The organism is Pseudomonas sp. KU43P, from assembly GCF_033095865.1.
Taxonomy (GTDB): Bacteria; Pseudomonadota; Gammaproteobacteria; order Pseudomonadales; family Pseudomonadaceae; genus Aquipseudomonas.
The window spans coordinates 1,322,369-1,349,043 of sequence record NZ_AP019365.1 but is presented as its reverse complement, the minus strand read 5'-3'; the positions used below and the strand labels follow the sequence as shown (position 1 = coordinate 1,349,043).

The window sequence follows — 26,675 nt, the reverse complement described above, 5'->3', positions numbered from 1 at the left end:
GTCAGCCTCCTTCCCTTGCCACTTGGTGCGCCGCTGCCTGATCGGCCAACTTGGCCCAGACCAACAGCCCTACCCCCGCGACGATGAATGCGGCAGGTCGATGCACCATCCAGACACCCGCGACCAGCAGCGCGAAGCCCAGAAGGCCCGCCACCCAGGATGCAATTACCAACTTCATATACCTACCCCTTCGTCGTAAACCGACGTGCCTGATGCTTCGGAAATGTCGCTGCTGATGCCAACCGCCATCACAGCAGCGACAATGCCGTCGATACGGCCCGTGGCTTTGGATTTGTCGACCTTCCGATTGTTGGCTGGGTCGAAGACGATCACCGCGTTGCCTGCGTTCCAGGTCATCACGGGGTTGTCGTCGTGCAGCAGGGTCTCGACCACCTCTGAGACCGTGGTGACCTCCGACACAACCTCGAAATCCTCGGGGTCCAGCTCGATCACCTCAGATGGCTCGGCCTTGCGGCCCAACAAGCGCCGCTCGAACTCATCCACCGCCGGCCCCATGTCCTTAAAACCTTGGCCAAAAGGCTTGAGCTCCGGCAGCGTGATGCCGTTGTCGGTCATCAGCTGCAGTAGGTCCTCGATCCGCCATCGATCGTAGGCAATACGCCGCACGTCGAAGAAATCGCAGATCGTCTGTAGCCGCCTGAGCACGTGCAGCTTGCTGATGGCCCGACCCGGCGTCGTTTCAAGGTGGCGCTCTTTGATCCACTGCAGGTACGGAACACGGTCGCGTTTCTCCCGCCCCACCAGGTCCTCGTCGGGGATCCAGAAATACGACAGAGAGCGCCAATGAGGGTCGTAAGGCGTTGGGCTGAACATCAGCACGAACGCCGTCAGGTCCGTGGTGCTGGATAAGTCGAGCCCGCCGACGCATGGCCTGTTGCGTAGAACTCGCATCGGCACCCGCTCGGCCGCACCGCTCCAGATTTCCCACGACAGCCACGGCGATGTCGCCTGTGTCCACTCGCAGAAATTCAGGCGCCTGACCACAGCCTCCTTGGCTGGCAACCCCTTAGCCTCGGCCACCTGCTCACGCAGATACTTACGACCAGGAATGCCATCGGTCTGCCCCTCAAGGATGTAGTCCAGCGACGGGTTCACCTTCGGCCAGCACGCTTCGTCCTTGAAAGGGTCGTCCCCCTTATCGAGCGAGCAGATGAAGGCAAAGAACGCGTCGTTATGCTCTTTTCCTTCACAGATTCGCACACCAAGGTCGTGATACTGGCCACACACCGAGCCCTTATCGGAACCACTGTTGGTGATCATCACGATCAATGCCCGGCGCCGGAACTTGGTACCGGCTCGCATCATGTTCACGGCACTGGCGGTCTTGTGCTCATGCAGCTCATCGATCAACGCCACATGGGGCCGGGGGCCGGACTGGCCGTCGTCGGAGCTGATCGGGCGGAAAAAACTGTTGGTCGCGGGATAGAAAAGGTTCCAGACCTTCTCATCACGTCCGGACTGGACAAGACGCCCGGCAAGATGCGGCGCCATGTTGACCATCGCTACCGCATCGCGGAACAGGATCTGCGCCTGGTCCTTTTTCGTGGCCGCTGCATACACCTCCGCTCGTTGCTCGCCGTCAGCAACCAAGCCATAAAGGCCGATCCCGCCAACAAGCGGCGACTTGCCCGAGCCCTTGCCGGTTTCGATGTACGCCTGGCGAAACCGGCGGTAGCCATCATCGGTGTACCAGCCAAACAGGCTACCGACGATGAACGCTTGCCACGGTGCGAGGCGAAAGGGCAGCCCCTCAAAGTCGCCACCGTTCAATCGAAGCACGTCTTCGAAAAAACCTATGGCGCGTAAGGCAGCTTCGGCATTCCAGATCAACCCGCGCTCATGCCCGCTGTCCAGGTCCAACAGATGGCGCCGCGCAGCGTTGCGAACATCCGGCCCGGCGACGATTGAACCGGCCAGCACCTGGTCCGCAAACGCCTTTACCCGGCAGTCAGCTGAAATACTTTGAGGCAGCGTCTCGTTCTGCATTCGGGAACAAATCTCCTTGTGCCGCCGGTGCGGCTCTCATGTTCCGGCGCGCCAGGGGAGATAACCCGAACTGAGCACCGGCCGCGTTGGCTCGCTTCTCAGCGTCGTTGGCCAACTGGCGCAGCACATGGGTCTGCTGCGCGCCGGTCTTGAAGGTCTGCACCTCACCGCCCAGGCCGTCCAGTGACTGAGCATTGCGCTCAGCGATCAAACGCTGGAAGCGCAGCCAGTCGCCGTAGGCCTGGCAGTACGTCGCAAGCGCCAACTGGTCGAGCCGTGACACCCAACCCAGTGCAAGTAGCGCCTCAGTGATGCGTGTCCACTCAGCGGCCGCGTCGCCCGTGAGGAAGTCCGGCATAGGCGGCACGCCGACCGGCACCGCAGGGTCTTTGATTTCGTTCATCAGCTGCGCAGGTGAAAGCTTGCTGCGGTTGCCGTTGAGCAGATGCACCGATGCGGGCAGCCCAGGCCGCCCGGAGTTACCGTTTCCGGCCATGGAAACCTCCAAAATCTGATACCCCCCCTCCTCCATTTTTCCCGGTTTTGCACACGGAGGTGGGCATGCGGTCAACGAGAGGGCGAGCAAAAAGTTTTTTACCCCCCCTACCCCGGCAGACCAGGGCGGGCGGGGGTCGGCTCAACGCCGGTTCCAGTGGTGGTTGGGGTCAAGCGGCATGCCGGACGGGCTGCAGCCAGCCACCCGCCCGCTGCGCTCCAGCCTCTGCTTCACCGAGTCATGGCACAGTTTGCACAGTGGCTGCCAGTTGCCCTGATCCCAGAACAGCTTCCACGCGGCCTTGATCTTGTCAGGGTCACCGAATTCCTTTGCCTCCTGCAGACGGGGCGCGACCTTGTGGTCTACCACCGTGGCAGCCACCGGCCGGAAGGCCGTCGAACACATTGAGCAGAACGGGTTGGCCCCGAGAAACACCTCCCGAGCCAACCGCCAGCGGTGACCGTAGCCACGCGATGCGCTACTGCCCCGCCGTTCGTTACCCTTCACGGCTCACCGGCGGCACTTCGCAAACGCCCAGCCGCTTCGCTGCCCAACGTTCGTAAAGGCTGATAGCGACATCAGCACCTGCCATCGCGGTCAGGCACCCGAACGCTGCAGCCGCCCAGAGCGATGCCCCCATCGAATACAGCAGCATGATGGTGGACAGGCCGCAAACAATGCAGGCACCCGAGCGCAAGATGATGCGCCGAACCAGCGCCCAACCACGGACCCCAGCTTTGTCAGCCCTCCACATCTCACCCGACACACCGCCGACTAAGGAAAGAATGATCACCATCCAGATCGGCATCTCGACTAATGCTTGTTGCTCGCTGTTCATGCAGGCCTCATTGGCAAAAGCACGGCGCCGGAAAAAGAAAACCCCGCCAGGTGGCAGGGTTCTCGATGCACCGACAGAGCGGGGCGGGTTGCACAGCACAGTGCTTGTGGGGTAAGCGCCTAAGCGCACTTTTGATATCGTGGGGACTTTTTACATGGCACCGGAAAAACCGAAAAGAGCCTGTTTTCGGTTCGTCGCCATGTGGTGGCTATGTCGCATCAATGTTGCACACAAGTCGCATGCCGACCCGACGAACGGTATAGCGTCGCGCTCGGCCAGCGCGGGCAGCCAGCAGGGCGAACACTCGCAGGTGCAGCGACTTGACCCAATTCCGGTAGGTCCGCTCCGCACCTTCAGCAAGCCCGACCTCGCGCATCTGCTCCCTGATCGTAACCTGATGGACGTAACGCAGCTCGGCCAACTTGGCCAGCGTTGCCGCCCGTTTGTCCCCGCGTGCCAACTCAGCAACGGCTGCGTCGACTTCCGCGGCAGCGTGATCCAGGCCGGCGCCCGCCATCAGGATCCGCGCACCTGACGACCCTGTGCGTGGTGCCGCTCCCTTCCACTCCATGATCGTGCCCATCTGGCTGCCAAGGCTGGCTTCCAGCCCCAATTGCCTACGCTGCTCGCCCCAGTGCTGCATTAGCCCGCCCACCAGCCGCAGGCGCTCCGCCTGGTCAATCAATTCCGCCATGTCTTTCAGGTGCTGGGCCACTTGCACCTGGCGTTGAAGGCATCTTTCCTGGTCCATCGTCATCGCCATTCCTCCGAAATCAGCACCCAACACACATTTAGCCAACCCGACACAAACCCAACACACACGAAGCCCAATGAATTCAATGGATTTGGAACAGCAGTGTTTAGTGTGTTGGGTGTGTTGGGATTTTCAGGGTTCGCATAGAGATTTATTCCCCGTTCAATTCCTGCTGTTGAAGTAGGTCGCATGCGCGCGCGCGTGCGCGAACCCAACACACTCAACACACAACGCTGCCAAGCCACAGATTCCGGGGCGTAAACCTGTGTTGACTTGCAGAAACCAACCCAACACCAACCCAACACACCCAACACGCTTACCGGCTGAGTCATGCTGCAACCCTCTTGATGTGGTCCCAGGCTTCCACCGTCCAGCCCGCGAGCTTCGCTCGCTCGCGCCACTCGCGAACGTTCTTGCCCAGCACGGCCGCATTCATGGATGGGGGCAGGGAAGGATCACCATCGTTGGGCATGAAGAACGCTGCGAAACGACGCATCCCGTGCTCCGTGGAACAGTCCGTCCAGGGGATGGCCCTCGTCTTCTCTACCTTCGCACTGAGCATCAGTGAGAACTTGGTCTGGCTCATCGCATGCTCCTTGTTGTGGGCGCACCACTCAATGAACATGGCGTACACATCCGAGGTCAGGCAGCAGCCCCATAGGCCGTACCCAAGCTCACCATTTCGCCAGAGGTGGAAGAAGGTCTGCCAGGCCGTACGGCTCAGCTCAACCAGGCGCTGCCGGGCCTCGGTCTTCGGTGGACGCGTGCGCTGATTGAAGTCCTCGAGGTCGACGCTCAGCAGCCATCCGTACAATGCAGCCACCCCACCGTTCGCCAGCTCCCTGGCGATTGCCTTCTGCCTCTCAGCGGGAAGCGTCTCCAAGGGCCACATGACCAGCATTCGGCGGTCGTCTTCGCTGATCGGCCACGGCATGATCTCGTTGCTCAAGAAAGCCGCGTTCATGTGGTTGGTCTCTTCCCAGCCGTTGATAAACTTCGACTCCATGCGCACCGTTTTGCCGGTGATCATGTGCTTGATCTTGCCGACCTGGTTGTAGCGCTGGTCACGGCTCACGACTTCTTCGAACACAGCCCAGAGCTTGCCGCTTCGCCAAGCGTTGAAGCTGCCCTCCAGCTGGTCTTGCCCAACGGTGGCACCGTACTCACCGTACAACTCGCCCATGATGTCTGCGAACAGCAGGCTCTTGCCCGAGCCTTCCATGGTCGAGTGGAACAGGATCGCCGTGTCCAGCTTCGCGCCCATATGCTGCAGCGGGTACGCCAGCCACTTCACCAGCCAGTCCAACGCCTCTGCGTCATGGTTGCAAAGGAACGAGATCAGCCAACGCAGATTCTCGCAAGCCGCGTCGTCGCGGGCAGGCTCAAGCGGCAAGCCCTCGAACGTGTTGATGTAGATCGCCGGATCCTTGGTCATCGTCGGGTCGAACACGATGTGGTCGACGTCCACCACCCGCCGTTCCGGGCTGTTCAACCAGAGCTGATAGGCGTCACCCAAGGCCATTTTCACGCTGCCCTCAGGTAGACGGCGTTTCTTCTCGCGATCCCAGGCCTCTTTCGTACCATCGATGTAGATGTACCGATCGAGCGGCTCCAGCTTTAGCGCCCCACCCTTCTTACTGGACATTTTTCGGGCCTGCTCAAGCTCAGCCACCTTCTCGGAGGCGATGAGCTTCTTGTCTGTCCGCTCCATCCACTCCTTCGCGAGCGGCTTGCCGACCAGGGCCTCGAAGCCTGTCCGTTTCATCGACTTCCCTTTGTCCAAGTCCCACACACTGGTGGTGCCTTCGACCAGGGCGAAACGCCGCATCGCAACTTCCATATCGAAGGTGCCACCCCCTGCCCCCCCGTTGGCCGAGAAGCCGGCCGGGCTCGGCGCCTCGACGTCCGATGGGGTGCGGGGAAGGTGATCGACATTACTGTCGACGACTGGCCCTTGGTCGGCCTGCTCAACCACCGATGGGGTACGGGGAAGCTCGCCCAATGGCGGCGGTGCTGGCGGACGAGATTTCGCGTCAATGCCGAGGAGCTGAGCAGCCGCCCTGGTCGCAGCCCTCTGGTCCCCGTCGTGCATTAGTATGCAGAAAACATCGAACGCGTCGTTCTTGTGCCCGTTCGCCAGCGGATCCGATGTGTGATGCGAGTACAGCTTGCCATCCGTGATAGTCACGCCAGGCGCACCAGAGCTGCTGTGCGGGCTCAACCACTTCCCGTCGATGCGCTTGTAGCCGTGCGCCTCGATCATCGTGGCGATGTCATGGATGCGGTTGAATTCAGGAATTACCTCAGGTAGCCGATCACCAGATCGTGCAGCAGCTGGTAATGGCCTGGACGAGGGGCGGGCAGCAGGCACAAGCGTTGCCGTCTTCGGCTTCCACGGGCAAACAGCCTCCCCCTTCGGCTTGAACTCGTCCCAATCCTGCCAGATGGCCAGCAAGTCAGCCGGCAACTCTGGTAGCCCTTCGGCACTCGGCGGGGTACGCCATGTGTAGGGCTTACGGGTGCCTGGATGGATGGACGGCGGCAAGACGTCTTGTACCAGGCCGCCCCGAAGCTCGAAAACCGTCACTTTCTTGAAGGGCTCAGCCGCCATGCGGAAAGCTGCCTCGCGGGCAGCATCGCCTTCCTCCTGCGCGGCCTTCACTTGCGCCATGAGCCCCTTGTAAATAGTGCCATCGGGATCGTTCTTGTTCGGCCAGACCAGGGCGTGGCGACTCAGCTCCACACCTTCGGGCACGCGGAACATAACGCGGAACCGCTCCGGGTTGCCCACGGAGGTCGGATACGCATCTGCCAGAGCATCGACGTCGAGGCCAAGGGTCTGTTGCAGAACTTGGCGGGTCAGCTCAATGTCATCAACGTCGAGCGAGCAGACACGACTCGGCCCGAGCACAACGCCGAGGTTGTGATTCGGGCTCGCAGTCCAGAAGGCTTCAGCATTCGAGGCATCCGTGAAATAGCCACCTGGCTTGTTCCAGCCGGCCCCCTTCGGCCCCTTCTCACCTGGCTCGATGGGAACCAGGGCGAGACCGAAGATTTCAATGTAACGCCGCGCCCAATCAGCTGTGGCAGGAGTTGGGCGCTCGTTCATCTCCGGAGCTCCCGTAGCTCCTGGCAATCGACACAGGTCTCGCAACCTGCGACAGACTGCTGACGTGCCAGCGGTATCGCCCCGTCGCAGTCCTCGCAGAACTGGGCGCTGGGCTTTTCGGGGAGTCGAGCAAGACGCTGTAGCGACAGCTGCAGGAAGTACTCGGCGTGATCGTTGGCGAAATCTACGGCGTCAGCCATGGGCTTCGTCCTCCATGGCTTGGCGCGCACCTGCAGTGATTGCAAGTACCTGGCGAATGACGTCCATCCCACAGGCTTCAAGCTTCTGGACTTCATGCCTTTCCCAGACGTTGTCAGCTGCGCCTTCATGCATGCTGCTGACAAACTGCGCCGCTTCCTCAAGCAGCTGGGCGACCGCCTTCAGTTGCTCATTGGTTGCAGGAATCGGCTGCGGGCGATACCAGACCACCCCTGCTGCCCTACCCAGGGCATCAAGGACGCGCTTATCAGAGGTCCACTGCAGTACCTCTTCAAGCTCGTCAGGGTTGAGCCAACGGCGCTCTTCGTCATGCTTCAGCTTCTTCTGCAGGGCGTCAAAGTCCATGCCCATATCGAAAGCCAGCGTGGTGAGACCGCCTTTATATTCGCGACCTGCGCGATACAGTGCATGACGTAGGGAAAGAGCCGGACCTGTGTCCGGCAGGGTGTCGATGCGACTCATAACCGTTAAACCTCAGTTAACGGTGTAGCCACAGGGATGCGTACGCCCTATCCTGTGACCACGACCGGTATGTTGCGCTTTGCGTGCTGTGGAGCACGACATGCGGTTGCAGTCATCCGGCCATTCTTGTGGTGAGAGGCCGCCGGATGACGGGAGTGATGGTGCTCTGCTCTGTCATAGCTGGGTTGGGAGGTGAGAGTCCTGGCCCAGCGTTCTTAATGCTTTCCCTGTCTCAAGTAGCCCCAGTCGATATCCGGCCGTAGCGACTCACAGAGAATTTGCCCTCCTGTTTCCCGATCCAAATTGACCGCCAATCCCGCGCTTGCGCGCCGGTTCCCATATGCCACCTGTTTCAACTGGCCAACCGATGTCCCGCAACGCCGTGCGAGGCCATCGAGCCCTTCCTTGTCCATCGTCTTCAAGTAATCGCTAAGCGTCATAGACACCTCCATTGGCGAAGAGATTAGCAATTGCTAATTATCAAGGCAATAGCAAAACGTAATTTACTGTTTGCTAACGGAAAGCAATCATCGACAAATGGACATCAATGAAAGGCGTATCGCCTCCCTCCGTACGATCATGGGTACCCTGAGCCAAAAGGAATTCGCCGAGGCTCATGACCTGGACGCGTCGTACCTGTCGCAGCTTCTCAACGGCCATCGCAAGCTGGGGGAGAAGGCTGCGCTAAATCTCGAACTCAAGATTGGACTTGCAGCAGGGACGCTGACGTCTCCTCCGCTGGAGGAGCCCTCCACTGCAGCCCCAGCAAACGTGCTTCGCCTGCCAACCCGGCCGGCAAAGGACAAGAACTTCGTGCTGATCCCGCATCTGGATATCGCGGCATCCATGGGGAATGGCAAGGCAGCCCCAATGCACATTGAAGTTATCCGCGACATGACGGTTCACCTCGACTGGCTCAGGATGCAAGGCCTCAGCTTTTCGAACGTCGACAACCTGGCCATCATCACCGGTGACGGCGACAGTATGTCTGGGACGTTCGCAGATGGAGACGCCCTTCTTGTAGATCGCGGCATTACCGAGGTAAAAACCGACGCAATCTATGTCTTCACCCTCGACGGCGACCTCTACATCAAGCGCCTACAGCGCCTGACCGGAGGCCTCTTGCGGATGATTTCTGATAATCCCATCTACCCACCGATCATGATTGATGAGTCGATGATCGAGCGAATGCACATACAGGCCCGCGTCTTGCTGGCATGGAACGCTAAGAAGCTCTAACAACCCAGGTTGCGCAATACCGGTCATCTGCCGGAGCGCAACCACGCCCTTATAATTTAGCATTTGCTATTGAACAATTATTTAGCCTTTGCTAATTTCAGCCCCGTGCCCCTCTCTCACATCAAGGACACGGAAGAATGAAATCAGCACAGCACAACGGATCGGTCGCGGTCCTGATACATCCCACCGCCTGCAGCAGCCTTGCAAAGATCCAGGCATTCCAGCGCAGCACCGGTTTGCAGTTAGTCGTCTCACCGAGTGGCAAAGCCCACGCTATAGCTGGTACTGGAGGTGCGGTATGAGCGAGTTCCAGATACCTCTCCGCCAGATCATGCTGCTGCAGAGCACTCTGGATAAGGGCGGCTCAGCGATCTGCAAGTTGCTACGGCCGGAAGTGTCCGTCGACGCGCAGCTCGAGATCGAGAACGACGCAACCCATCACCGAATCAAGGTGACGATTGGACCGCTGCTTAGCAGCTTGAGCCTTCCACGTGGACTCTCCACCAAGTGCCAGTCCCTGCGGGACTTCCTGCAAAACCTTGCTAATGGCCGCTCTGACTCCGGCGCACAGTCGGAAGAGGCGCTCGCACTCATGGAGGCGCAGGTAAGCGTGGAAGAGGTGCTCCAAACCGGTCAGACCGCATACGTCATCGCAACCGTCAACCGTGAGCTACCCCTGGGTGCAGTCGTGACCAACGACCAGGGCGATGTTTGCGTCGCGGTCACCGGGACCTGCAAAGAGCACCTCGCCGCCGCAGTACGCGCAAAGCTCCAGCCCGGCCCCGAAGGCCTCGGGAAGTGCGCGTGAGCACGCTGGAACACCTACGTAGCGAGTTCGCCACACCCTGCCCGACATTGTCCGCAGTGAGGGAGCGCTACTTCCCTCACATCGGCTCTGACCGTCGGCTCAGGGAGCTCATCAATAAGGGCCAGATCGACTTGAAGCTGAGCAAGCTGCACAACTCGGCGAAGGCTCAGCACGTGGTTTACCTGACCAACCTGGCCGCATACATCGATCGCCAAGCTGAGTCAGCCAACCAATTCGCTTGAACCAGGCGACCCCGGCCATCAGGGGCATCAAGCCCGTCACCGGCTCTCAAACCCACGGCGGCGGGCTCATTTGGAGCACAGCACATGCAACCGCATCAACAAGTTCTCGCCATGGGCATCCTGTGGCTGATCTCACTGATCGCCCTAACTTTCATTATTCCCAAAGCGCGCCACCGCGCCTTCAACCGCGGCATTGAAGTGGGCAAGCAGCTGCATAAAGCTGACCTCAAACTGCAGATCAAAGGACTCAGAGACGATCTGGACGAAGCTCGGATCAATACCGATGCCGACCAACGCAAGCATCACATGGCCGTGGCAGCACTCAGACGCACGATCAAAGAGCTTGAAGAACGGATCATGTCCTATACCGGACTTGCCGTGACCAAGTCCGACTACGACTTGCTGATCAATGCCAGCGAGACACTGGCCCTGGCTAAGAAAACGTGGAAGGCCGCCCAAGGCACAGAGCCGTGGTGCACCCGGGCCATGCAACAACACCAAGACATCCAAGCGCTCGCCATGCGCATCCACTCGCAACTGCGCACCACTCCGGCCAGCACTGCGACAGCGGGGAATGCAGTATGAGCTTGCACGATCATCCAGCACCTGACGCAAAACTCGACGCAGCGGCTTGGCTCGGCCGGGCCGGGCTGTACCGCACTCGGTTTGACGCCGTCAGCAACTTCGAGCAGTCCGTCACGCCGGTTTCCGCCGACGAGCTGTTCAACCTTGCCAGCAAGCAGGTAATCAGACAGATCAGTGAGGGACGCCGACATGGGTAATTCAACACGTACCTGGCAGCTGATCAGCTTGATGCTAGCTGTGGCACTGATTCTCGCCCTGATCAAGCTCGACCGCACCACCCCCACCAACCGCCCTGTGACAGGCACCTCATCGACTATTGATAGCGGCACGCCCCCTGAGCAACTGGCACTGAGCCCGAACTCCCGCCGAGCCCATGAGAGGTACTCGCTGTGATCAATACATCCACTTATATACCGAACGCCAGGGACGCCAAGGGCGTGCAGACCTTCAGCCGTCCCGCCATGTCGGTCATGTGCGACGTCTGCAACACCACTCGCACGCGCGGAAACCACGAACGCTGCTCACAGATCCGCAAAGTGTCGGGCCTCACAACCAATGAGAAGCGCCGCGCAGATGCATCGCCTTACCGAAGCCTCAACAATGCGGAGGGCGGTACGCCCGACAACAACATCCATCCTGACAAGCCAACCTCGCCAGTTGAAGCGCTGGAAAATGGCAGCGAAGCAGTGAGCAGCAACGAGGTGAGTAAATGAGCACACCTCGCTGGGTACTTATCAATCGCGCAGCCGAGCTAACTGGCTATTCCGAAGACGCCATTCGCCACAAGGTGAAAAACGGAACCTGGGCACAAGGCCGAATTTGGCGGAAGGCCCCTGACGGCCGCATAACCATCAACATCGCAGAGTATGACAAGTGGGCCGAGAGCGCATCACAAGTGGCCTAGAGGCCGAGCTGGCGAAGCACACTGGTATCGAGATACACGGCGGCAACTTGCGGATCGTCTTCATGTGGCGCCGCATCCGCTGCCGTGAGTCCCTTGGCCTGCCGGTGACCAAAGCCAACATCAAACATGCCGCCCTACTCAGGGCGGCGATTCTTCATGAGATCAAGACCAATACCTTCGAGTACGGGCGACACTTCCCGAACTCGAAGCATGCCGGGAACTACAGCAGCGCAAAGGACGAGCGCCTGGAGGCACTGGCAGAACGCTACAAACCGCTGAAGGCCATCGACATCACCCCCATGACCGAGGAGAAATACGCGTACGCCATCGACATATGCGTCGAGCTGGTGGGAAAGGATCGATTGGCAGGCATCCTGCTGCCCGAGGATATCCACCTACTCCGGGCGCGACTGATCGAGACTCGCGCCCCATCGACCGCCAACCATTACTTGGCCACCTTCGCCGGCTTCCTCAGCTGGTGCGAGAACAACAAGTACTGCGTGGCCGGGCTCGCTGCTGCGTGCACCCGCTTTGCCATGAGCGAGAAAGAGCCGGATCCACTAACGCACGAGGAGTTCGACCTGCTCGTCACAAAGGGCTGCCTGCATCCTCAAGATGTGGCGGCAACCACGCTTGCCGTCTACACCGGACTGCGCCCAGGCGAGCTCTGCGCACTGGCTGTGGAAGACATCGACCTACAGGCGGGGAAGATTGAAATAACCAGGGCGATCACCGCCGACGGCACATTCAAACTTCCCAAGACAGGTAAGCCCCGCACAGTGCTGTTAATGGAGCCAGCGATCGAGGCCTGCAGAACACTGATAGCCATCGTGGCCAAGCACCCCAAGCGAGACATCCGGGTGTACCACAACCGGCACGAATGGCGAGACGAGTCGGTCACCCCGCTCCTGTCGCCAAGCACCCAGGCACGGAAAAAGGTAATCAACGAGTGGTTCGTCTCAACTGCTTGGAATACGAAATGGGCAGGGATTCAGCGCCGCGCCGGTATCCGACCAAGGCGCCCGTACCAGACGCGGCACACCTACGCTTGCTGGTGCCTAACTGCCCGAGGAAACCTTGCGTTCATCGCGAAGCAGATGGGGCACAAGGACTTCTCGATGCTGGTAGAGGTCTATGCGAAGTGGATGGATGACGAGTCCACCTCTGAACTTAATAGAATCTGGCAGTCGATTAAGGTTTATCAGTCGCATTTCTGACGATAGTAACCATATAAAGAGTGAAGAGCAAAGCTCAAAGCTTCTGCCTGCTTCACTCTTTTTTTAGCAACCTGCTCATCGCTGAGCTTATCAATATATTCAGCATCCAAGGTCGCAGACATACGAAGCATCATCATCAACAAGTCCTTATCCGGAAAACCGTGATGTTTTTCGAGAATCTCCAAGAGAGTCCGCAACCCATGCAAAAGAGAAAGGGTCCCTGCCACCCAGACCACTGCCGACTCTCTCTTATCTTTGCTACCAGCCCAGAATTCCACACAGCGCTTATCAATATCCAATACCTTATCCAGCGCCTTGGTGACAAGAGCATAAGACTCGGAACGCTTCGCAATCCTATTAGAGTTCCGATAAACAAAAAACCATCCTGCAAGGACTAAAAACGGCGATATTAGACTAACAAACAACGCCATCAAGCACCTGCCTCTTCAATGTAACTACGTATCTCCATAGCATAGTCAGGAAATTCAGTATCAACCTTGAGTTTTCGTAAAACCATTGACCCATCCAGATGATGAACCCTAACCAGCCCGCCGAAAGCTTCTTCCAAGAAAGAAGAACCATACTCATAACCTGGAGCTACTGAGTCCAACTTTACGACCACTAGATCTACACTTGGATCTGCCATAGGGCCATAAAGGTAATTTTCACGGAATGCCGTGCCGTTACCTGTACCATCATCAGCATAGCGGCCAAAAGGCGTCCTAGAAAACTGCTGCATGTCAATTGTATGAACGTTCATTTTCCGACTCCTGAAAATGTCCACTCTATGAGAGTGCCACCAATACTAAATCCGTGCAACTTTTCCTCTACCTTCTTACCACTTCTATACACTACCAGACCGTTACCGCTAAAAACCAACAGATATTCGGCACTGGGGTTAGCATCAATAGGGCTTTTAATGTCATTAAAACCTCGACCACGCCCCTGAATCTTGAATCTTGTCACACCGGATTTCATAGCTAGAGCAATACTAGCACAGTCAGAGACCTTCTGCTCCACCGCATGACTAATAGGCCTTATAGAGTCTGGAATGCCTACACCCATATCATATAAAACCAGCGACAGCCTATTGGCCTTAGGATTCCATTTCACAAACTGCCACCACCTGCCAACCATAAATTCATGCAGAGGAACAGGACCGCCTTTAAAGCCTTCATACGCATGATGAGCGATATTTAAATAAGACTCCTGTAAAGCAGACACAATCTTCCTCGGCAGTTTGCCAACCTGCTTCAGTAGCTGCTCAATAATTGCGCCCATCTGACTCGACGGATCATTACCAGTCTTATACGGATTATTAATATCATTCCAGAGACGATCTAGCTTACTCTCACCGCCCGGCTTAATGGCGGCCCATAAACCACTTTTCCTGAAAACATCTCGGACCGCCTTGTCTTCGGGCAGGATATAACTCACTACTGCACCAGGGTAAGCAAAAACTTTGGGCACACAGCACTGGCAACGCGTAACCTTAGCAAAGAGCATTAGGGATGCAGCTGCGGTCAGTTCTTTAAGGTCAGAAAAATCTAATACAACATAAAAACCCTGACGAAGTACAAGCGTATCGAATTCGTTGAAAAACGCTAACGTTTCGTCATACCACTCAGCTCTATAGAGGCACAGACGCTCGGGGGACTTAACAGTCTTAGTGATTGTATTGCCTGGTGGCTGGCCATCAGGAAGCCAGAGCTTTTTTTCCAGAGAGATCGTCATCATGTCGACTTCAAGTCCTGTGAACGAGCGATGATGCCTCGTTTCTCTCTGCTTTGACAGCCGCTTAGATGTATGATTCAAGCCACGCGTTCTTCCGCCACGCCCTCTCGTGATACCCTACGTGCCAAACGGCTGGTCCGAGCGAAAAAAGCCTCCCGCAGCCCCATTTTTGCCCCAGCCGGCTCAGAGATTTTCGATAAGCTACTGATGAACAAAGCAATTTCTGACTTCTCCGCACACACCCCAATGATGCAGCAGTACTGGAAGCTGAAAAACCAGCACCCGGATCAGCTGATGTTCTACCGCATGGGCGACTTTTACGAAATCTTCTACGAAGATGCGAAAAAAGCCGCGAAACTGCTGGATATCACGCTGACCGCACGCGGTCAGTCAGCGGGCCAGTCCATCCCCATGTGCGGAATTCCGTTCCATTCGCTGGAAGGCTACCTGGCCAAGCTGGTCAAGCTTGGCGAGTCGGTGGTGATCTGCGAGCAGATCGGCGACCCGGCCACCAGCAAGGGCCCGGTCGAGCGCCAGGTGGTGCGTATCATCACCCCGGGCACGGTCAGTGACGAGGCGCTGCTGGACGAGCGCCGCGACAACCTGATTGCAGCACTGCTGGGTGACGAGCGCCTGTTCGGCCTGGCGGTGCTGGACATTACCAGCGGCAATTTCAGCGTTCAGGAAATCAAGGGCTGGGAAAACCTGCTGGCCGAGCTCGAACGCCTGAACCCGGTCGAACTGCTGATCCCCGACGACTGGCCGCGTGACCTGCCGGCCGAGAAGCGCCCGGGCGCACGCCGTCGCGCGCCGTGGGACTTCGACCGTGACTCGGCGCGCAAAGCCCTGTGCCAGCAGTTCGCGACCAAGGACCTCAAAGGCTTCGGCTGCGACAAGCTGACCCTGGCCATTGGCGCTGCCGGCTGCCTGCTGACCTACGCCAAGGAAACCCAGCGTACCGCTCTGCCCCACCTGCGCAGTCTGCGCCACGAGCGCCTGGATGACACGGTGATCCTCGACGGCGCCAGCCGCCGTAACTTGGAGCTGGACATCAACCTGGCCGGTGGCCGTGACAACACCCTGCAGTCGGTGATCGACCGCTGCCAGACCGCCATGGCCAGCCGCCTGTTGACGCGTTGGCTGAACCGCCCGCTGCGCGACCCCAAGGTGTTGCTGGCACGACAGGATTCGATCCGCTGCCTGCTCGATGGCTACCGCTTCGAAAAACTGCAGCCTCAGCTCAAGGAAATTGGCGATATCGAGCGGATTCTCGCCCGTATCGGCCTGCGCAATGCCCGCCCACGCGACCTGGCGCGCCTGCGCGATGCCCTCGGCGCCCTGCCTGAACTGCAGAACGCCATGGCTGAACTGGAGGCGCCTCACCTGGCGCGCCTGGCCGCCATCACCGGCACCTACCCCGAGCTGGCCAGCCTGCTGGAGCGGGCGATCATCGACACCCCGCCAGCGGTCATCCGCGACGGCGGCGTGCTCAAGGCCGGCTACGACAGCGAGCTGGACGAACTGCTGGCCATCAGCGAGAACGCCGGCCAGTTCCTGATCGACCTGGAAGCCCGCGAAAAAGCCCGCACCGGCCTTGCCAACCTCAAGGTCGGCTACAACCGCGTGCACGGCTACTTCATCGAACTACCCACCAAGCAGGCCGAACAGGCACCAGGCGACTATATTCGCCGCCAGACCCTCAAGGGCGCCGAACGCTTCATCACACCGGAGCTCAAGGCTTTCGAAGACAAGGCGCTGTCGGCCAAGAGTCGCGCCCTTGCCCGCGAAAAGATGCTCTATGACGCACTGCTGGAAACCCTGATCAGCCATCTTGCACCGCTGCAGGACAGCGCCGCCGCGCTGGCCGAGCTGGATGTGCTGAGCAACCTGGCCGAGCGTGCGCTGACCCTCGACCTGAACTGCCCACGCTTCGTCGACGAACCATGCCTGCGTATCGACCAGGGCCGCCACCCGGTGGTTGAGCAGGTGCTGACCACACCGTTCGTGGCCAACGACCTGAGCCTGGACAACAGCACGCGCATGCTGATCATCACCGGCCCGAACATGGGCGGTAAATCCACCTACATGCGCCAGACCGCCCTGATCGTGCTGATGGCGCACATCGGCAGCTTCGTCCCGGCGGCCAGCTGCGAGCTGTCACTGGTCGACCGCATCTTCACTCGCATCGGCTCAAGCGACGACCTGGCCGGCGGGCGTTCGACGTTCATGGTCGAGATGAGCGAAACCGCCAATATCCTGCACAACGCCACCGACCGCAGCCTGGTACTGATGGACGAAGTGGGCCGGGGCACCAGCACCTTCGACGGCCTGTCGCTGGCCTGGGCTGCAGCCGAGCGCCTGGCGCAACTGCGCGCCTATACGCTGTTCGCCACTCACTATTTCGAGCTGACCGTGCTGCCAGAGAGTGAGCCGCTGGTGGCCAACGTGCACTTGAACGCCACCGAGCACAACGAACGCATCGTGTTCCTGCACCATGTGCTGCCCGGCCCGGCCAGCCAGAGCTACGGCCTGGCCGTGGCCCAGCTGGCGGGTGTACCAGGGCCAGTCATCCAGCGGGCCCGCGAGCACCTGGGCCGCCTGGAAACCGCCAGCCTGCCGGCTGAGCCGGTGGTAGCGAGCAAAGCCAAGGGCGAGCCGCACGTACCGCACCAGAGCGACCTGTTCGCCAGCCTGCCACACCCGGCCATCGAGAAGCTGGGCAAGCTGGAGCTGGATGACATGACCCCGCGTCAAGCTATCGAAATGCTATATCAACTAAAGAACCTGTTATAACGGCGCCCACTACAAGCTGGTAGAATCCGCCGCGGTTTGCTGGTGCTGCAGGTTATTAGCCTGGCCTGCAGCCATGTACCCGTAAACCGCGCGGCCCTGAGAGGAAGGGCCGCCGCCGTCGCCTGAGGAGAAAACTAGAAATGACCTTCGTCGTCACCGACAACTGCATCAAATGCAAATACACCGACTGCGTGGAAGTCTGTCCGGTGGACTGCTTCTACGAAGGCCCGAACTTCCTGGTGATTCACCCGGACGAGTGCATCGACTGTGCACTGTGCGAGCCTGAATGCCCGGCCCAAGCGATCTTCTCGGAAGACGAAGTGCCTGCCGGCATGGAAAACTTCATCGAGCTCAACGCAGAGCTGGCGGAAATCTGGCCGAACATCACCGAACGTAAGGATGCCCTGCCTGACGCTGAAGAGTGGGATGGCAAGCCAGGCAAGATTGCCGATCTGGAGCGCTGATAGCGCCCAGACACGAAAAAGGCCCGCAACGGGCCTTTTTTCATTTTTGCGCGGGCAAAAAAAAGGGGCGGTTTGACCCGCCCACATTTTTTCCGTAGTCCCTGCTTGTCCCAAACATCATCCTGATGAAATCGCTTCTTGCGATGTCCTTGGCTTTCGTCCTGAATGCCTGTGCGTGTCCGTGTGCACAGTTCGAATACTAGCGATTTCCGCGGGGCAGGCAACCGCCATACCTCACAAGACATTACCGAGGATACATTTCCACAAATCTATAAAATTCAATGTTTTCAATGAATTACGAATTTGCAGGGTTTGGAAACGACAATGATTTACTAGTCATTACATGGATGGCTTACACAACGAGTAAGCAAAGGCTTACAAGCAATGCAACGCCGGTAGCGCGATACATAATGTTTGATGGCCATTTCGCGGTGTAAACCGCTCCCCTGCGGCAGCCGGCTTCGGCTCCCACAGAGATCGCGCGGGCTTTAAAGATGCGTGCAAACAAAAACGCCCCGAGGTCATCGGGGCGTTTTGTACACGGGGTTAGAACTACTGGAACAGCGACTCGCTGGACAGGCCATTCTTCTCCAGGATCTCGCGCAGGCGCTTGAGCCCTTCTACCTGAATCTGCCTTACACGCTCGCGGGTCAGGCCAATCTCCAGGCCCACATCCTCCAGTGTGCTGCTCTCATGGCCACGCAGTCCGAAACGGCGCACCACCACTTCGCGCTGCTTGTCGGTCAGCTCACCCAACCACTGATCGATGCTCTGCGACAGGTCGTCGTCCTGCAGCAACTCGCACGGATCGGTTGGACGATCGTCGGTCAGGGTATCGAGCAGAGTCTTGTCCGAATCCGGCCCGAGGGACACATCCACCGACGATACCCGCTCGTTGAGACCGAGCATGCGCTTGACCTCGGCAACGGGTTTTTCCAGCAAGGTGGCGATTTCTTCCGGCGAGGGTTCGTGATCGAGTTTCTGGGTCAACTCCCGCGCAGCACGCAGGTATACGTTGAGCTCCTTGACCACATGGATCGGCAGGCGAATGGTGCGAGTCTGGTTCATGATTGCCCGCTCGATGGTCTGGCGAATCCACCAGGTCGCATAGGTCGAGAAGCGGAAACCACGCTCCGGGTCGAACTTCTCGACTGCACGGATCAACCCCAGGTTGCCTTCCTCGATCAGGTCGAGCAGCGACAGGCCACGGTTCACGTAACGACGGGCGATTTTCACAACCAGGCGCAGGTTGCTTTCGATCATGCGCTTGCGGCCAGCGGGATCGCCCTTTTGCGACAAACGCGCAAAGTGCACTTCCTCTTCCGGCGAAAGCAGAGGCGAGAAACCAATCTCGTTGAGATACAACTGGGTGGCATCTAGCGCCCGGCTGTAATCGATGTACTTGTGTTGCTTTAGCGTAGAGCCTGATTTGGCCCTGGTCCGAACCGACGGTACAGCAGGTTCGTCTGACACCACATCCGTTTCCAAAACGATACCCGTCTCCATCAGGAGGACGTCATCGTCGATGTCAAACTCCGGCGCTTCTTTATTGAGAGCCATTGTTATAGTCCTTTGCTGAGTTCGAACTCAGACTCGAGCGGCGCCTGTGTCCCTGGCAGCGCTGGAGCCTGTCCCCTCTACATCACAGGAACAGGCCGGGTACAAAGGTCAACGACGTGGCAGGAACTGGAGCGGATCGACGGGTTTGCCCTGGCGGCGAATCTCGAAATGCAGCTTCACCCGATCAGTGCCCGTAGACCCCATTTCAGCAATCGACTGCCCTGCCTTGACCTGCTGCCCCTCCCGAACCAACAGCCTGCGGTTGTGGCCGTAGGCACTGACGTAGGTGTCGCTATGCTTGATGATGATCAGCTCGCCGTAGCCCCTCAAGCCACTCCCGGCGTAGACCACCGCACCATCAGACGCAGCAAAAACAGGCTGTCCCAAATCACCGGCGATATCAATGCCTTTATTCAAACTACCGTTTGAAGCGAATTTTCCAATCAGCACGCCATTGGCAGGCCAGGTCCAGCCCCCTACCACGCGCTCTGCGGCGGGCACCGTGGTAACCACCGGGGTAGGCGTGGCGGGTGTTGTTGGCGCCGGCTTTACGCCGCTGGCGGGTGGGGTGATAGGCGCGCCTACAGGCCGACGAATGACCGTGGTCTTGCTCGAGGACGACGGGCTTGAGACTACCGTGGTGGTGCCTGTGGAGGCGCTGCTGAAGCGTATGGCCTGGCCTGGGCGGATGGTATACGGAGCGGCGATGCCATTGCGTGCGGCAAGCTCCTTGTAATCCCAGCCATAGCGAAAGGCGATGGAGAACAGGGTGTCGCCAGGCTTGACGATGTATTGGCCAGAGGTCACGGCTGGCCGCTTGGGCGCCGCATTGTTGCGGTCGACCACACGCGCACCACTTGAGCCGCTCGTGCTGCTGCTCGAGCAACCTGTCAGCAGGGTGCCCATGGCCAGAGCAATCACCAGAAGCGTGAAACCCGACCGATCCTTGCGCTGCCGAATGACTGTGTGCCCCACCCGCGCTCCCCTCATGGTGCCGAAATCGATAAAACGACAAGAAATGCAATATTGTTGCAATTATAACCGAGCCCGCCGTCTCTGTGAGGCGGGCGGCGAAGGCCTGGCCGAAGCGATGCGGCGCAGGCGCACCCCGCCAGATAGACAGGGCGAAACGGCAAGAATTCGTCGCCGCTGGAAATATTCCGCCGAGGTCAGGCCAGTGGGCCGTTGAGCAACGGCACGAAGCGCACCGCCCCCAGTACTCGCCGGGAAAAGCCCTGCTCTTCGCGGACGATCAGCATCAGTTGCTGTACCTCGCCAGCCGGCCCCACCGGGATCACCATGCGGCCGCCCGGTGCCAGTTGATCGAGCAACGCCTGCGGCACTTCCGGTGCCACAGCGGTGACGATGATGCCGTTGTACGGCGCCAACGCCTGCCAGCCATCGCAACCGTCACCCCAGCGGAACACCACGTTGCGCAGGTTGAGCTCGACCAGGCGCTCCTTGGCCCGGTCCTGCAGCACCTTGATCCGCTCCACCGAGAACACTCGCTCGACCAGCTGGGCCAGGATAGCGGTCTGGTAGCCCGAGCCCGTGCCGATCTCCAGCACCTTGTCCAGTGGACCAGCCTCCAGCAACAGTTCGCTCATGTGCGCGACCATGAACGGTTGAGAGATGGTCTGGTTGTGGCCGATCGGCAACGCGGTGTCTTCATAGGCGCGATGGGCGAGGGCCTCATCGACGAACAGATGGCGCGGGGTACGGCGGATGGCGTCGAGCACCTTGGGGTTGGACACCCCTTCCTCGCTCAGGCGCTGGATCAGCCGCTCCCGGGTACGCTGGGAGGTCATGCCGATACCACGACGCTGCAGATCGTCCTGTTCGCGCATCAGAGCAGGCCCTCCAACCAACCGTCGAGCTGCTCGAAGGCATCGTTGAAGGTGCGATCCAGCTGCAACGGGGTGATCGACACGTAGCCCTGCATGACCGCATGGAAGTCGGTGCCAGGCCCGCCATCCTCGGCATCGCCGGCCACGGCAATCCAGTACCCTTCCTTGCCACGCGGGTTGACCACCTTGGTTGGCGCCGCCGCCCGCGCCCGATGACCGAGGCGGGTGAGCTGGATGCCACGGATGTGCTCCAGTGGCAGGTTGGGGATGTTGACGTTGAGCACGGTACGCGGCGGCAGCTCCAGGCGCGACTGCGCTTCCACCAGGCGACGCGCGATGAAAGCTGCGGTCGGCAGGTTGTCGGGCAGGCGCGACAGTAGCGAAAACGCCAGCGAAGTGCCCCCCAGGAAGCGGCCTTCCAGCGCGGCGGCCACCGTACCGGAATAGATCACGTCATCGCCCAGGTTGGCGCCCAGATTGATGCCGGAAACCACCATGTCAGGGGGTTCCGGCAGCAAGCCGTTGAGCCCAAGGTGCACGCAATCGGTGGGCGTGCCATTGAGGCTGATGAAACCATTGGCCAAGGTTTGCGGGTGCAGCGGCCGGTCCAGCGTCAGCGAACTGCCGGCACCGCTCTTGTCTTGGTCCGGGGCGATTACCACGCACTCGGCATAATCCGCCAGCGCACCGTGAAGTGCGGCGAGGCCTGGTGCCGTAACACCGTCGTCATTCGAAATCAGAATACGCATGGGCTGTCCGTCTGCCCTGCCGGCACCAGATCGACGAGTTCGCGCACCACCACGGTGGCGAAGCATCCGGCCGGAAGGACGAATTCCAGTTGCAGGATATCAGGCTCGGGATAATGCCACGTCAGGCCGCCAATAGGGAGCCGGAGGATTCGCCGTTCGTGACTCATGCCCGCATTGGCCAGCCATTGGCACAGTGTCGGGTGCTGCTCGGCGATTGCCGACTCCAGCGCCGAGGTCGCGCCAGCCGCAGGCGAAGGGCCTTCGCCCCACATCGGGCCGGTCGGGTGCAAGTCGAGAATGGCCAGACGCGGATCGGAACATTCCTCTTCGCCTGCCGAAAAGAAACTGCGGCTGTCGGTGAACGCCAGGAGGTCGCCCACCTGCGCGCGCTGCCAGCTTCCATCGGCAACGCGTGCCGCCAGCACCTGGTTGAACACATAGCTGCGTGCCGCCGAAAGTAGCCGCGAACGCACGTTGCGTTGCTCTGGCAGGGCCTTGCGCGCAGCCCAATCCTGGGCATCGTGGACGTTGCCGCCGCCATGGCCGAAACGCTGGCTACCGAAGTAGTTCGGCACGCCGTGCTGCTTGATCGACTCCAGCCGAGCATCAAGGGCCTGCCGATCAGCCGCCAGTGCGGTCAGACGCAGGGTGAAGCCGTTCGCCGAATGGGCGCCGCGTTGCAGTTTGCGCTGGTGGCGCACCTGCTTGAGCACGCGCAAGGTCTCGTCTTCTGCACGCGTAAGATCGGGGTCGGCCTTGCCCGGCAGGTGCAGGCTGAACCATTGACGGGTCAGGGCCTGGCGATCCTTGAGGCCGGCGTAGCTGATCGAACGCACCGGCACGCCGGCAGCACGTGCGAGGCGGCGCGCCGCTTCCTCGGTGTTCAGGTCGCGCTTCTCGACCCACAACCACAGGTGTTCGCCCTGGCCGGACAACGGAATGTCCAACACTTCGTCGACCTGAAAGTCTTCCGCCACAGCCTTGAGCACAGCGGTGCCGAGGGATTCACCCGATGAACGCGGGCCCAGCAGTTCCAGTTCGGTCATGCTGGCAGCAGCAGGGCGACCGAATGCACGGCGATGCCCTCCTCGCGGCCCGTGAAGCCGAGCTTCTCGGTAGTGGTGGCCTTGACGTTGACCTGGTCCAGTTCGACTTGCAGGTCTTCGGCGATCATTTCTCGCATGGTTTCGATATGCGGGGCCATCTTCGGCGCCTGGGCGACGATGGTGGCGTCGACGTTGCCGACCTGCCAGCCCTTGGCCTTGACGATTGCGACCACGTGACGCAGCAGTGCGCGGCTGTCGGCGCCCTTGAACTGCGGATCGGTGTCGGGGAAATGCTTGCCGATATCACCCAGCGCCGCAGCGCCAAGCAAGGCATCGCTCAGGGCGTGCAACAGCACGTCGCCGTCGGAATGGGCCAGGAGGCCGTATTTGTGAGGGATACGCACCCCACCCAGGGTAATGAAATCACCGTCGCAGAAACGGTGCACATCGTAGCCGTGGCCAATACGCATAGAAAAACGCCCTGATTGAGTCAGGGCGTGATTCTACCTGCTTTATGCGGTAATGGGGCTGCTTCGCAGCCCCTTCGCCGGCGAGCCGGCCCCCACACCGGTTGGGGTGTTACAGCCGGCCTAATGCCATTGCATGATGGCGCAGGTGCTCGTCGATGAAGCTGGCGATGAAGTAGTAGCTGTGATCGTAGCCAGGCTGCAAACGCAAGGTCAGTTCATGCCCGCCTTTGCGTGCCGCCTGCTCCAATGCTTCAGGCTTGAGCTGCTTCTCGAGGAAGTCATCACGGTCACCTTGGTCCACCAGCAACGGTGGGCACTCGCCTGCCGGTGTCTCGGCCAGCAGCACGCTGGCATCCCACTCGCGCCAACGAGCACGGTCTTCACCCAGGTAACGGCTGAAGGCCTTCTCGCCCCAGGGGCAGTCCACGGGGTTGCTGATCGGCGAGAACGCCGACACCGAGCGGTAGCGTCCCGGGTTGCGCAAGGCGCACACCAGTGCGCCATGCCCACCCATGGAGTGGCCGCTGATGCTGCGCTGGCCGGACGCCGGGAAGTGCGCCTCGATCAGCGCTGGCAGCTCCTGCACCACATAGTCGTGCATGCGGTAATGCTGCGCCCACGGCTGCTGGGTGGCATTGAGGTAGAAGCCGGCACCAAGACCGAAATCCCAGGCACCGTCCGGGTCGCCCGGCACCTGCTCGCCACGCGGGCTGGTGTCGGGGGCGACGATGATCAGGCCCAGCTCGGCAGCCAGGCGCTGGGCGCCGGCCTTCTGCATGAAGTTCTCATCGGTACAGGTGAGACCGCTCAGCCAGTACAGCACCGGCAGCTTCTCGCCCAGCTCGGCCTGCGGCGGCAGGTAGACGGCGAACACCATGTCGCAGCCCAGCACCTTGGCGTGATGCCGGTAACGCTTGTGCCAGCCGCCGAAGCTCTTCTGACAGGAAATGTTATCCAGGCTCATGACGGACCTCAGAAGTGGATCACGCTACGGATGCTCTTGCCTTCGTGCATCAGGTCGAAGGCTTTATTGATGTCTTCCAGGCCCATGGTGTGGGTGATGAAGGTATCCAGCGGAATCTCGCCCTTCTCGGACATTTCAACATAGCTCGGCAGCTCGCTGCGGCCACGCACCCCACCGAACGCCGAACCGCGCCAGACGCGGCCGGTCACCAACTGGAACGGGCGCGTGGCGATTTCCTGGCCGGCACCGGCGACGCCGATGATCACCGACTCGCCCCAGCCCTTGTGGCAGCATTCCAGTGCCGCGCGCATCAGTTGCACATTGCCGATGCACTCGAAGGAGAAGTCCACGCCACCGTCGGTGAGGTCGACGATCACTTCCTGGATCGGGCGGTCGTAGTCTTTCGGGTTGATGCAGTCGGTAGCGCCCAGCTGGCGAGCGATCTCGAACTTGGCCGGGTTGATGTCGATGGCGATGATGCGCGAGGCCTTGGCCTTGACCGCGCCGATCACGGCCGACAGGCCGATGCCGCCCAGGCCGAAGATGGCCACGGTGTCACCCGGCTTGACCTTGGCGGTGTTGAGCACCGCACCGATACCGGTGGTGACGCCGCAACCGAGCAGGCAGACCTTCTCCAGCGGGGCTTCCTTCTGGATCTTGGCCACGGAAATTTCCGGCAGCACGGTGTACTCGGAGAAGGTCGAAGTGCCCATGTAGTGGAACAGTTGCTGGCCCTTGTAGGAAAAACGCGTGGTGCCGTCGGGCATCAGGCCCTTGCCCTGGGTGGCGCGAATGGCCTGGCACAGGTTGGTCTTGCCGGAGCGGCAGAACTTGCACTGCCCGCATTCGGGGGTGTAGAGCGGGATCACGTGGTCGCCGACTGCCACCGAAGTAACGCCCTCGCCCACCGCCTCGACGATTGCACCACCTTCATGACCAAGGATCGACGGGAAGATACCTTCAGGGTCTGCGCCGGACAGCGTATAGGCATCGGTATGGCACACACCGCTGGCCACCACACGCAGCAGCACTTCGCCAGCCTTCGGCATGGCCACGTCCACTTCGACGATTTCCAGGGGTTTCTTGGCCTCGAAGGCAACGGCAGCACGGGACTTGATCATGGGGATCTCCAGGCAGGGGTTCGATTCAGTCCTGCAGTGTAATTCATGCTAATTTGATGAATAATCCAGGCCAAGACAAAACATTATTGCTGCACAGGGATAATCAATGAGCAGTCGCTGGGAAGGGATCGACGAGTTCGTCGCCGTGGCCGAGTCCGGCCAATTCACGGCGGCGGCCGAGCGCCTGGGTGTGTCCTCGTCGCACATCAGCCGTCAGATCGCCCGCCTGGAAGAGCGCCTGCAAACCCGACTGCTGTACCGCAGCACTCGACGTGTGACCTTGAGCGAGGCCGGGCAGACCTTCCTGCAACACTGTCAGCGCCTGCAGGACGGCCGCGAGGAAGCCCTGCGAGCCATGGGCGACCTGGCCAGCGAACCCAAGGGATTGCTGCGCATGACCTGCGCGGTGGCCTATGGCGAGCGCTTCATCGTGCCATTGGTGACACGCTTCATGGCGCTGTACCCACAGTTGCGGGTCGAGGTGGAACTGAGCAATCGCACCCTGGACCTGTTGCACGAAGGCATGGACCTGGCCATCCGCCTGGGCCGGCTCGCCGACTCACGGCTAGTGGCCACACGGCTGGCGCCGCGGCGCATGTACCTGTGCGCCTCGCCTGCATACCTGGAGCGTTATGGCCGGCCGCATAGCCTGTCGGAGTTGGCCAGGCACAACTGCCTGGTGGGGAGCTCCGACCTGTGGGCACTGCAGCAGGATGGCCGTGAAATCAGTCAGCGGGTGCAGGGCAACTGGCGCTGCAACAGCGGGCAGGCCGTGTTGGATGCGGCGTTGCAGGGGATGGGGTTGTGCCAGTTGCCGGACTATTACGTGCTGGAGCATCTGAACAGTGGTGCGCTGGTGTCGCTACTGGAGTCGCATCAGCCGCCGAACACGGCGGTGTGGGCACTGTATCCGCAACAGCGGCACCTTTCGCCGAAGGTTCGGCGGTTGGTGGACTATCTGAAGGAAGGGCTGGCGGGGCTGCCCGAATATCGGGGGGGCTGATGATCTGCCGGGGCCGCTATGCGGCCCAATCGCCGGCAAGCCGG

General features: G+C 60.1%; 32 protein-coding genes. 11 read left to right on the top strand and 21 right to left on the bottom strand.

All coding sequences use genetic code 11. The features are described 5' to 3' along the window. Position 1: 1 nt before the first annotated feature. The 10 genes from KU43P_RS06085 to KU43P_RS06040 all read right to left on the bottom strand — a co-directional run bounded on the left by KU43P_RS06085 (position 2) and on the right by KU43P_RS06040 (position 8,325). A complete protein-coding gene (locus KU43P_RS06085) occupies positions 2-178 on the bottom strand; it encodes a hypothetical protein (RefSeq protein ID WP_186719974.1) in 177 nt (58 codons plus the stop codon). Further along, positions 175-2,007, bottom strand: a complete 1,833-nt coding sequence (locus tag KU43P_RS06080) for a terminase large subunit (RefSeq protein ID WP_186719972.1) — start codon at positions 2,005-2,007, stop codon at positions 175-177. The genes KU43P_RS06085 and KU43P_RS06080 overlap by 4 nt, the downstream gene beginning before the upstream one ends. Then, entirely contained in the window at positions 1,970-2,503 is a 534-nt protein-coding gene (locus KU43P_RS06075; protein WP_186719970.1) for a phage terminase small subunit P27 family, read from the bottom strand. The genes KU43P_RS06080 and KU43P_RS06075 overlap by 38 nt, the downstream gene beginning before the upstream one ends. Before the next feature lie 141 nt (positions 2,504-2,644). After that, positions 2,645-3,010 carry an HNH endonuclease signature motif containing protein gene (locus tag KU43P_RS06070; RefSeq protein ID WP_317661535.1) on the bottom strand — a complete coding sequence of 122 codons (366 nt, stop codon included), beginning with the start codon at positions 3,008-3,010 and terminating at the stop codon, positions 2,645-2,647. Then, entirely contained in the window at positions 3,000-3,341 is a 342-nt protein-coding gene (locus tag KU43P_RS06065) for a phage holin family protein (RefSeq protein ID WP_161551255.1), read from the bottom strand. Before KU43P_RS06065 ends, KU43P_RS06070 begins: the two co-directional genes overlap by 11 nt. Positions 3,342-3,549: 208 nt before the next feature. Further along, entirely contained in the window at positions 3,550-4,098 is a 549-nt protein-coding gene (locus KU43P_RS06060; RefSeq protein WP_317661532.1) for a hypothetical protein, read from the bottom strand. Positions 4,099-4,423: 325 nt separating this feature from the next. Next, entirely contained in the window at positions 4,424-7,204 is a 2,781-nt protein-coding gene (locus tag KU43P_RS06055) for a bifunctional DNA primase/polymerase (RefSeq protein WP_317661531.1), read from the bottom strand. Further along, on the bottom strand, positions 7,201-7,404 hold the full coding sequence (locus KU43P_RS06050; protein ID WP_317661530.1) for a TraR/DksA C4-type zinc finger protein: 204 nt from the start codon (positions 7,402-7,404) through the stop codon (positions 7,201-7,203). Before KU43P_RS06050 ends, KU43P_RS06055 begins: the two co-directional genes overlap by 4 nt. After that, positions 7,397-7,885: a phage regulatory CII family protein gene (locus KU43P_RS06045; protein WP_274084643.1), complete on the bottom strand. Its 489-nt coding sequence runs from the start codon at positions 7,883-7,885 to the stop codon at positions 7,397-7,399. Before KU43P_RS06045 ends, KU43P_RS06050 begins: the two co-directional genes overlap by 8 nt. Positions 7,886-8,100: 215 nt before the next feature. After that, positions 8,101-8,325: a transcriptional regulator gene (locus KU43P_RS06040; protein ID WP_317661528.1), complete on the bottom strand. Its 225-nt coding sequence runs from the start codon at positions 8,323-8,325 to the stop codon at positions 8,101-8,103. 97 nt (positions 8,326-8,422) lie between these two features. On the opposite strand from KU43P_RS06040, the gene KU43P_RS06035 reads away from it, so the two are divergent. From KU43P_RS06035 to KU43P_RS06000, 8 genes are all read left to right on the top strand, one after another. Further along, positions 8,423-9,124 carry a S24 family peptidase gene (locus tag KU43P_RS06035; protein ID WP_317661527.1) on the top strand — a complete coding sequence of 234 codons (702 nt, stop codon included), beginning with the start codon at positions 8,423-8,425 and terminating at the stop codon, positions 9,122-9,124. Between the two features lie 298 nt (positions 9,125-9,422). Further along, positions 9,423-9,932 (top strand): hypothetical protein, encoded by a 510-nt coding sequence (locus tag KU43P_RS06030; protein ID WP_317661526.1) that lies wholly within the window; start codon positions 9,423-9,425, stop codon positions 9,930-9,932. Next, the gene (locus KU43P_RS06025) at positions 9,929-10,174 is read left to right on the top strand and encodes a pyocin activator PrtN family protein (protein WP_317661525.1); all 246 of its coding nucleotides are present in this window, start codon (positions 9,929-9,931) and stop codon (positions 10,172-10,174) included. The genes KU43P_RS06030 and KU43P_RS06025 overlap by 4 nt, the downstream gene beginning before the upstream one ends. 84 nt (positions 10,175-10,258) lie before the next feature. After that, complete coding sequence (locus KU43P_RS06020; protein ID WP_317661523.1) at positions 10,259-10,759, top strand: hypothetical protein; 501 nt, start codon at positions 10,259-10,261, stop codon at positions 10,757-10,759. Next, positions 10,756-10,956 carry a hypothetical protein gene (locus KU43P_RS06015; protein ID WP_317661521.1) on the top strand — a complete coding sequence of 67 codons (201 nt, stop codon included), beginning with the start codon at positions 10,756-10,758 and terminating at the stop codon, positions 10,954-10,956. The genes KU43P_RS06020 and KU43P_RS06015 overlap by 4 nt, the downstream gene beginning before the upstream one ends. Continuing rightward, positions 10,949-11,152 carry a hypothetical protein gene (locus KU43P_RS06010; RefSeq protein ID WP_317661520.1) on the top strand — a complete coding sequence of 68 codons (204 nt, stop codon included), beginning with the start codon at positions 10,949-10,951 and terminating at the stop codon, positions 11,150-11,152. The genes KU43P_RS06015 and KU43P_RS06010 overlap by 8 nt, the downstream gene beginning before the upstream one ends. Beyond that, on the top strand, positions 11,149-11,472 hold the full coding sequence (locus KU43P_RS06005) for a hypothetical protein (protein WP_317661519.1): 324 nt from the start codon (positions 11,149-11,151) through the stop codon (positions 11,470-11,472). The genes KU43P_RS06010 and KU43P_RS06005 overlap by 4 nt, the downstream gene beginning before the upstream one ends. 160 nt (positions 11,473-11,632) lie before the next feature. Continuing rightward, positions 11,633-12,880 (top strand): site-specific integrase, encoded by a 1,248-nt coding sequence (locus tag KU43P_RS06000; protein ID WP_317661518.1) that lies wholly within the window; start codon positions 11,633-11,635, stop codon positions 12,878-12,880. Here KU43P_RS06000 and KU43P_RS05995 read toward each other — a convergent pair. From KU43P_RS05995 to KU43P_RS05985, 3 genes are read right to left on the bottom strand one after another with little or no spacing between them, the layout of a single operon-like run. Then, on the bottom strand, positions 12,865-13,311 hold the full coding sequence (locus tag KU43P_RS05995; RefSeq protein WP_317661516.1) for a hypothetical protein: 447 nt from the start codon (positions 13,309-13,311) through the stop codon (positions 12,865-12,867). The two genes, KU43P_RS06000 and KU43P_RS05995, sit on opposite strands and share 16 nt — an antisense overlap. Beyond that, the gene (locus KU43P_RS05990; RefSeq protein WP_317661514.1) at positions 13,311-13,640 is read right to left on the bottom strand and encodes a DUF4325 domain-containing protein; all 330 of its coding nucleotides are present in this window, start codon (positions 13,638-13,640) and stop codon (positions 13,311-13,313) included. Before KU43P_RS05990 ends, KU43P_RS05995 begins: the two co-directional genes overlap by 1 nt. Then, a complete protein-coding gene (locus tag KU43P_RS05985) occupies positions 13,637-14,617 on the bottom strand; it encodes a hypothetical protein (RefSeq protein WP_317661512.1) in 981 nt (326 codons plus the stop codon). The genes KU43P_RS05990 and KU43P_RS05985 overlap by 4 nt, the downstream gene beginning before the upstream one ends. A 216-nt stretch (positions 14,618-14,833) precedes the next feature. Between KU43P_RS05985 and mutS the strand changes: the two genes are divergently transcribed. Both mutS and fdxA read left to right on the top strand, forming a co-directional pair. Next, the gene (mutS, locus tag KU43P_RS05980; protein WP_317663745.1) at positions 14,834-17,407 is read left to right on the top strand and encodes a DNA mismatch repair protein MutS; all 2,574 of its coding nucleotides are present in this window, start codon (positions 14,834-14,836) and stop codon (positions 17,405-17,407) included. A gap of 140 nt (positions 17,408-17,547) precedes the next feature. Further along, complete coding sequence (fdxA, locus tag KU43P_RS05975) at positions 17,548-17,871, top strand: ferredoxin FdxA (protein ID WP_016392282.1); 324 nt, start codon at positions 17,548-17,550, stop codon at positions 17,869-17,871. Between the two features lie 552 nt (positions 17,872-18,423). On the opposite strand, the gene rpoS is transcribed toward fdxA, so the two are convergent. The 8 genes from rpoS to KU43P_RS05935 form a co-directional block, all read right to left on the bottom strand. Next, a complete protein-coding gene (gene rpoS / locus KU43P_RS05970; protein WP_012315872.1) occupies positions 18,424-19,431 on the bottom strand; it encodes an RNA polymerase sigma factor RpoS in 1,008 nt (335 codons plus the stop codon). A 108-nt stretch (positions 19,432-19,539) separates the two neighbouring features. Next, positions 19,540-20,406, bottom strand: coding sequence for a peptidoglycan DD-metalloendopeptidase family protein (locus tag KU43P_RS05965; RefSeq protein ID WP_317663743.1), 867 nt, complete (start codon positions 20,404-20,406; stop codon positions 19,540-19,542). 194 nt (positions 20,407-20,600) lie between these two features. Continuing rightward, a complete protein-coding gene (locus KU43P_RS05960; protein ID WP_317663742.1) occupies positions 20,601-21,239 on the bottom strand; it encodes a protein-L-isoaspartate(D-aspartate) O-methyltransferase in 639 nt (212 codons plus the stop codon). Positions 21,240-21,277: 38 nt separating this feature from the next. Beyond that, entirely contained in the window at positions 21,278-22,027 is a 750-nt protein-coding gene (surE, locus tag KU43P_RS05955; RefSeq protein ID WP_317661507.1) for a 5'/3'-nucleotidase SurE, read from the bottom strand. Then, complete coding sequence (gene truD / locus KU43P_RS05950) at positions 22,015-23,073, bottom strand: tRNA pseudouridine(13) synthase TruD (RefSeq protein ID WP_317661505.1); 1,059 nt, start codon at positions 23,071-23,073, stop codon at positions 22,015-22,017. Before truD ends, surE begins: the two co-directional genes overlap by 13 nt. Continuing rightward, positions 23,070-23,543, bottom strand: coding sequence for a 2-C-methyl-D-erythritol 2,4-cyclodiphosphate synthase (ispF, locus tag KU43P_RS05945; protein WP_317661503.1), 474 nt, complete (start codon positions 23,541-23,543; stop codon positions 23,070-23,072). Before ispF ends, truD begins: the two co-directional genes overlap by 4 nt. 109 nt (positions 23,544-23,652) lie before the next feature. Further along, positions 23,653-24,507, bottom strand: a complete 855-nt coding sequence (fghA, locus tag KU43P_RS05940; protein WP_317661501.1) for an S-formylglutathione hydrolase — start codon at positions 24,505-24,507, stop codon at positions 23,653-23,655. A gap of 8 nt (positions 24,508-24,515) precedes the next feature. Then, positions 24,516-25,628 (bottom strand): S-(hydroxymethyl)glutathione dehydrogenase/class III alcohol dehydrogenase, encoded by a 1,113-nt coding sequence (locus KU43P_RS05935; RefSeq protein WP_016392290.1) that lies wholly within the window; start codon positions 25,626-25,628, stop codon positions 24,516-24,518. Positions 25,629-25,734: 106 nt separating this feature from the next. Here KU43P_RS05935 and KU43P_RS05930 point away from each other — a divergent pair, with 106 nt between their 5' ends. Further along, on the top strand, positions 25,735-26,631 hold the full coding sequence (locus KU43P_RS05930) for a LysR substrate-binding domain-containing protein (RefSeq protein ID WP_317661499.1): 897 nt from the start codon (positions 25,735-25,737) through the stop codon (positions 26,629-26,631). Positions 26,632-26,675: the final 44 nt, after the last annotated feature.

Coding starts and splice junctions, on each gene's coding strand:
- KU43P_RS05935 (WP_016392290.1), bottom strand. CDS start 25,628: ATGATCAAGTCCCGTGCTGCCGTTGCCTTCGAGGCCAAGAAACCCCTG.
- truD (WP_317661505.1), bottom strand. CDS start 23,073: ATGACCGAACTGGAACTGCTGGGCCCGCGTTCATCGGGTGAATCCCTC.
- rpoS (WP_012315872.1), bottom strand. CDS start 19,431: ATGGCTCTCAATAAAGAAGCGCCGGAGTTTGACATCGACGATGACGTC.
- KU43P_RS05985 (WP_317661512.1), bottom strand. CDS start 14,617: ATGATGACGATCTCTCTGGAAAAAAAGCTCTGGCTTCCTGATGGCCAG.
- KU43P_RS06030 (WP_317661526.1), top strand. CDS start 9,423: ATGAGCGAGTTCCAGATACCTCTCCGCCAGATCATGCTGCTGCAGAGC.
- KU43P_RS06040 (WP_317661528.1), bottom strand. CDS start 8,325: ATGACGCTTAGCGATTACTTGAAGACGATGGACAAGGAAGGGCTCGAT.
- KU43P_RS06065 (WP_161551255.1), bottom strand. CDS start 3,341: ATGAACAGCGAGCAACAAGCATTAGTCGAGATGCCGATCTGGATGGTG.
- KU43P_RS05990 (WP_317661514.1), bottom strand. CDS start 13,640: ATGAACGTTCATACAATTGACATGCAGCAGTTTTCTAGGACGCCTTTT.
- surE (WP_317661507.1), bottom strand. CDS start 22,027: ATGCGTATTCTGATTTCGAATGACGACGGTGTTACGGCACCAGGCCTC.
- KU43P_RS06050 (WP_317661530.1), bottom strand. CDS start 7,404: ATGGCTGACGCCGTAGATTTCGCCAACGATCACGCCGAGTACTTCCTG.
- KU43P_RS05960 (WP_317663742.1), bottom strand. CDS start 21,239: ATGACCTCCCAGCGTACCCGGGAGCGGCTGATCCAGCGCCTGAGCGAG.
- ispF (WP_317661503.1), bottom strand. CDS start 23,543: ATGCGTATTGGCCACGGCTACGATGTGCACCGTTTCTGCGACGGTGAT.
- KU43P_RS06035 (WP_317661527.1), top strand. CDS start 8,423: ATGGACATCAATGAAAGGCGTATCGCCTCCCTCCGTACGATCATGGGT.
- KU43P_RS06085 (WP_186719974.1), bottom strand. CDS start 178: ATGAAGTTGGTAATTGCATCCTGGGTGGCGGGCCTTCTGGGCTTCGCG.
- KU43P_RS05995 (WP_317661516.1), bottom strand. CDS start 13,311: ATGGCGTTGTTTGTTAGTCTAATATCGCCGTTTTTAGTCCTTGCAGGA.
- KU43P_RS06010 (WP_317661520.1), top strand. CDS start 10,949: ATGGGTAATTCAACACGTACCTGGCAGCTGATCAGCTTGATGCTAGCT.
- KU43P_RS06060 (WP_317661532.1), bottom strand. CDS start 4,098: ATGACGATGGACCAGGAAAGATGCCTTCAACGCCAGGTGCAAGTGGCC.
- KU43P_RS06015 (WP_317661521.1), top strand. CDS start 10,756: ATGAGCTTGCACGATCATCCAGCACCTGACGCAAAACTCGACGCAGCG.
- KU43P_RS06055 (WP_317661531.1), bottom strand. CDS start 7,204: ATGAACGAGCGCCCAACTCCTGCCACAGCTGATTGGGCGCGGCGTTAC.
- fdxA (WP_016392282.1), top strand. CDS start 17,548: ATGACCTTCGTCGTCACCGACAACTGCATCAAATGCAAATACACCGAC.
- KU43P_RS06080 (WP_186719972.1), bottom strand. CDS start 2,007: ATGCAGAACGAGACGCTGCCTCAAAGTATTTCAGCTGACTGCCGGGTA.
- KU43P_RS06020 (WP_317661523.1), top strand. CDS start 10,259: ATGCAACCGCATCAACAAGTTCTCGCCATGGGCATCCTGTGGCTGATC.
- fghA (WP_317661501.1), bottom strand. CDS start 24,507: ATGAGCCTGGATAACATTTCCTGTCAGAAGAGCTTCGGCGGCTGGCAC.
- KU43P_RS06075 (WP_186719970.1), bottom strand. CDS start 2,503: ATGGCCGGAAACGGTAACTCCGGGCGGCCTGGGCTGCCCGCATCGGTG.
- KU43P_RS06045 (WP_274084643.1), bottom strand. CDS start 7,885: ATGAGTCGCATCGACACCCTGCCGGACACAGGTCCGGCTCTTTCCCTA.
- KU43P_RS05930 (WP_317661499.1), top strand. CDS start 25,735: ATGAGCAGTCGCTGGGAAGGGATCGACGAGTTCGTCGCCGTGGCCGAG.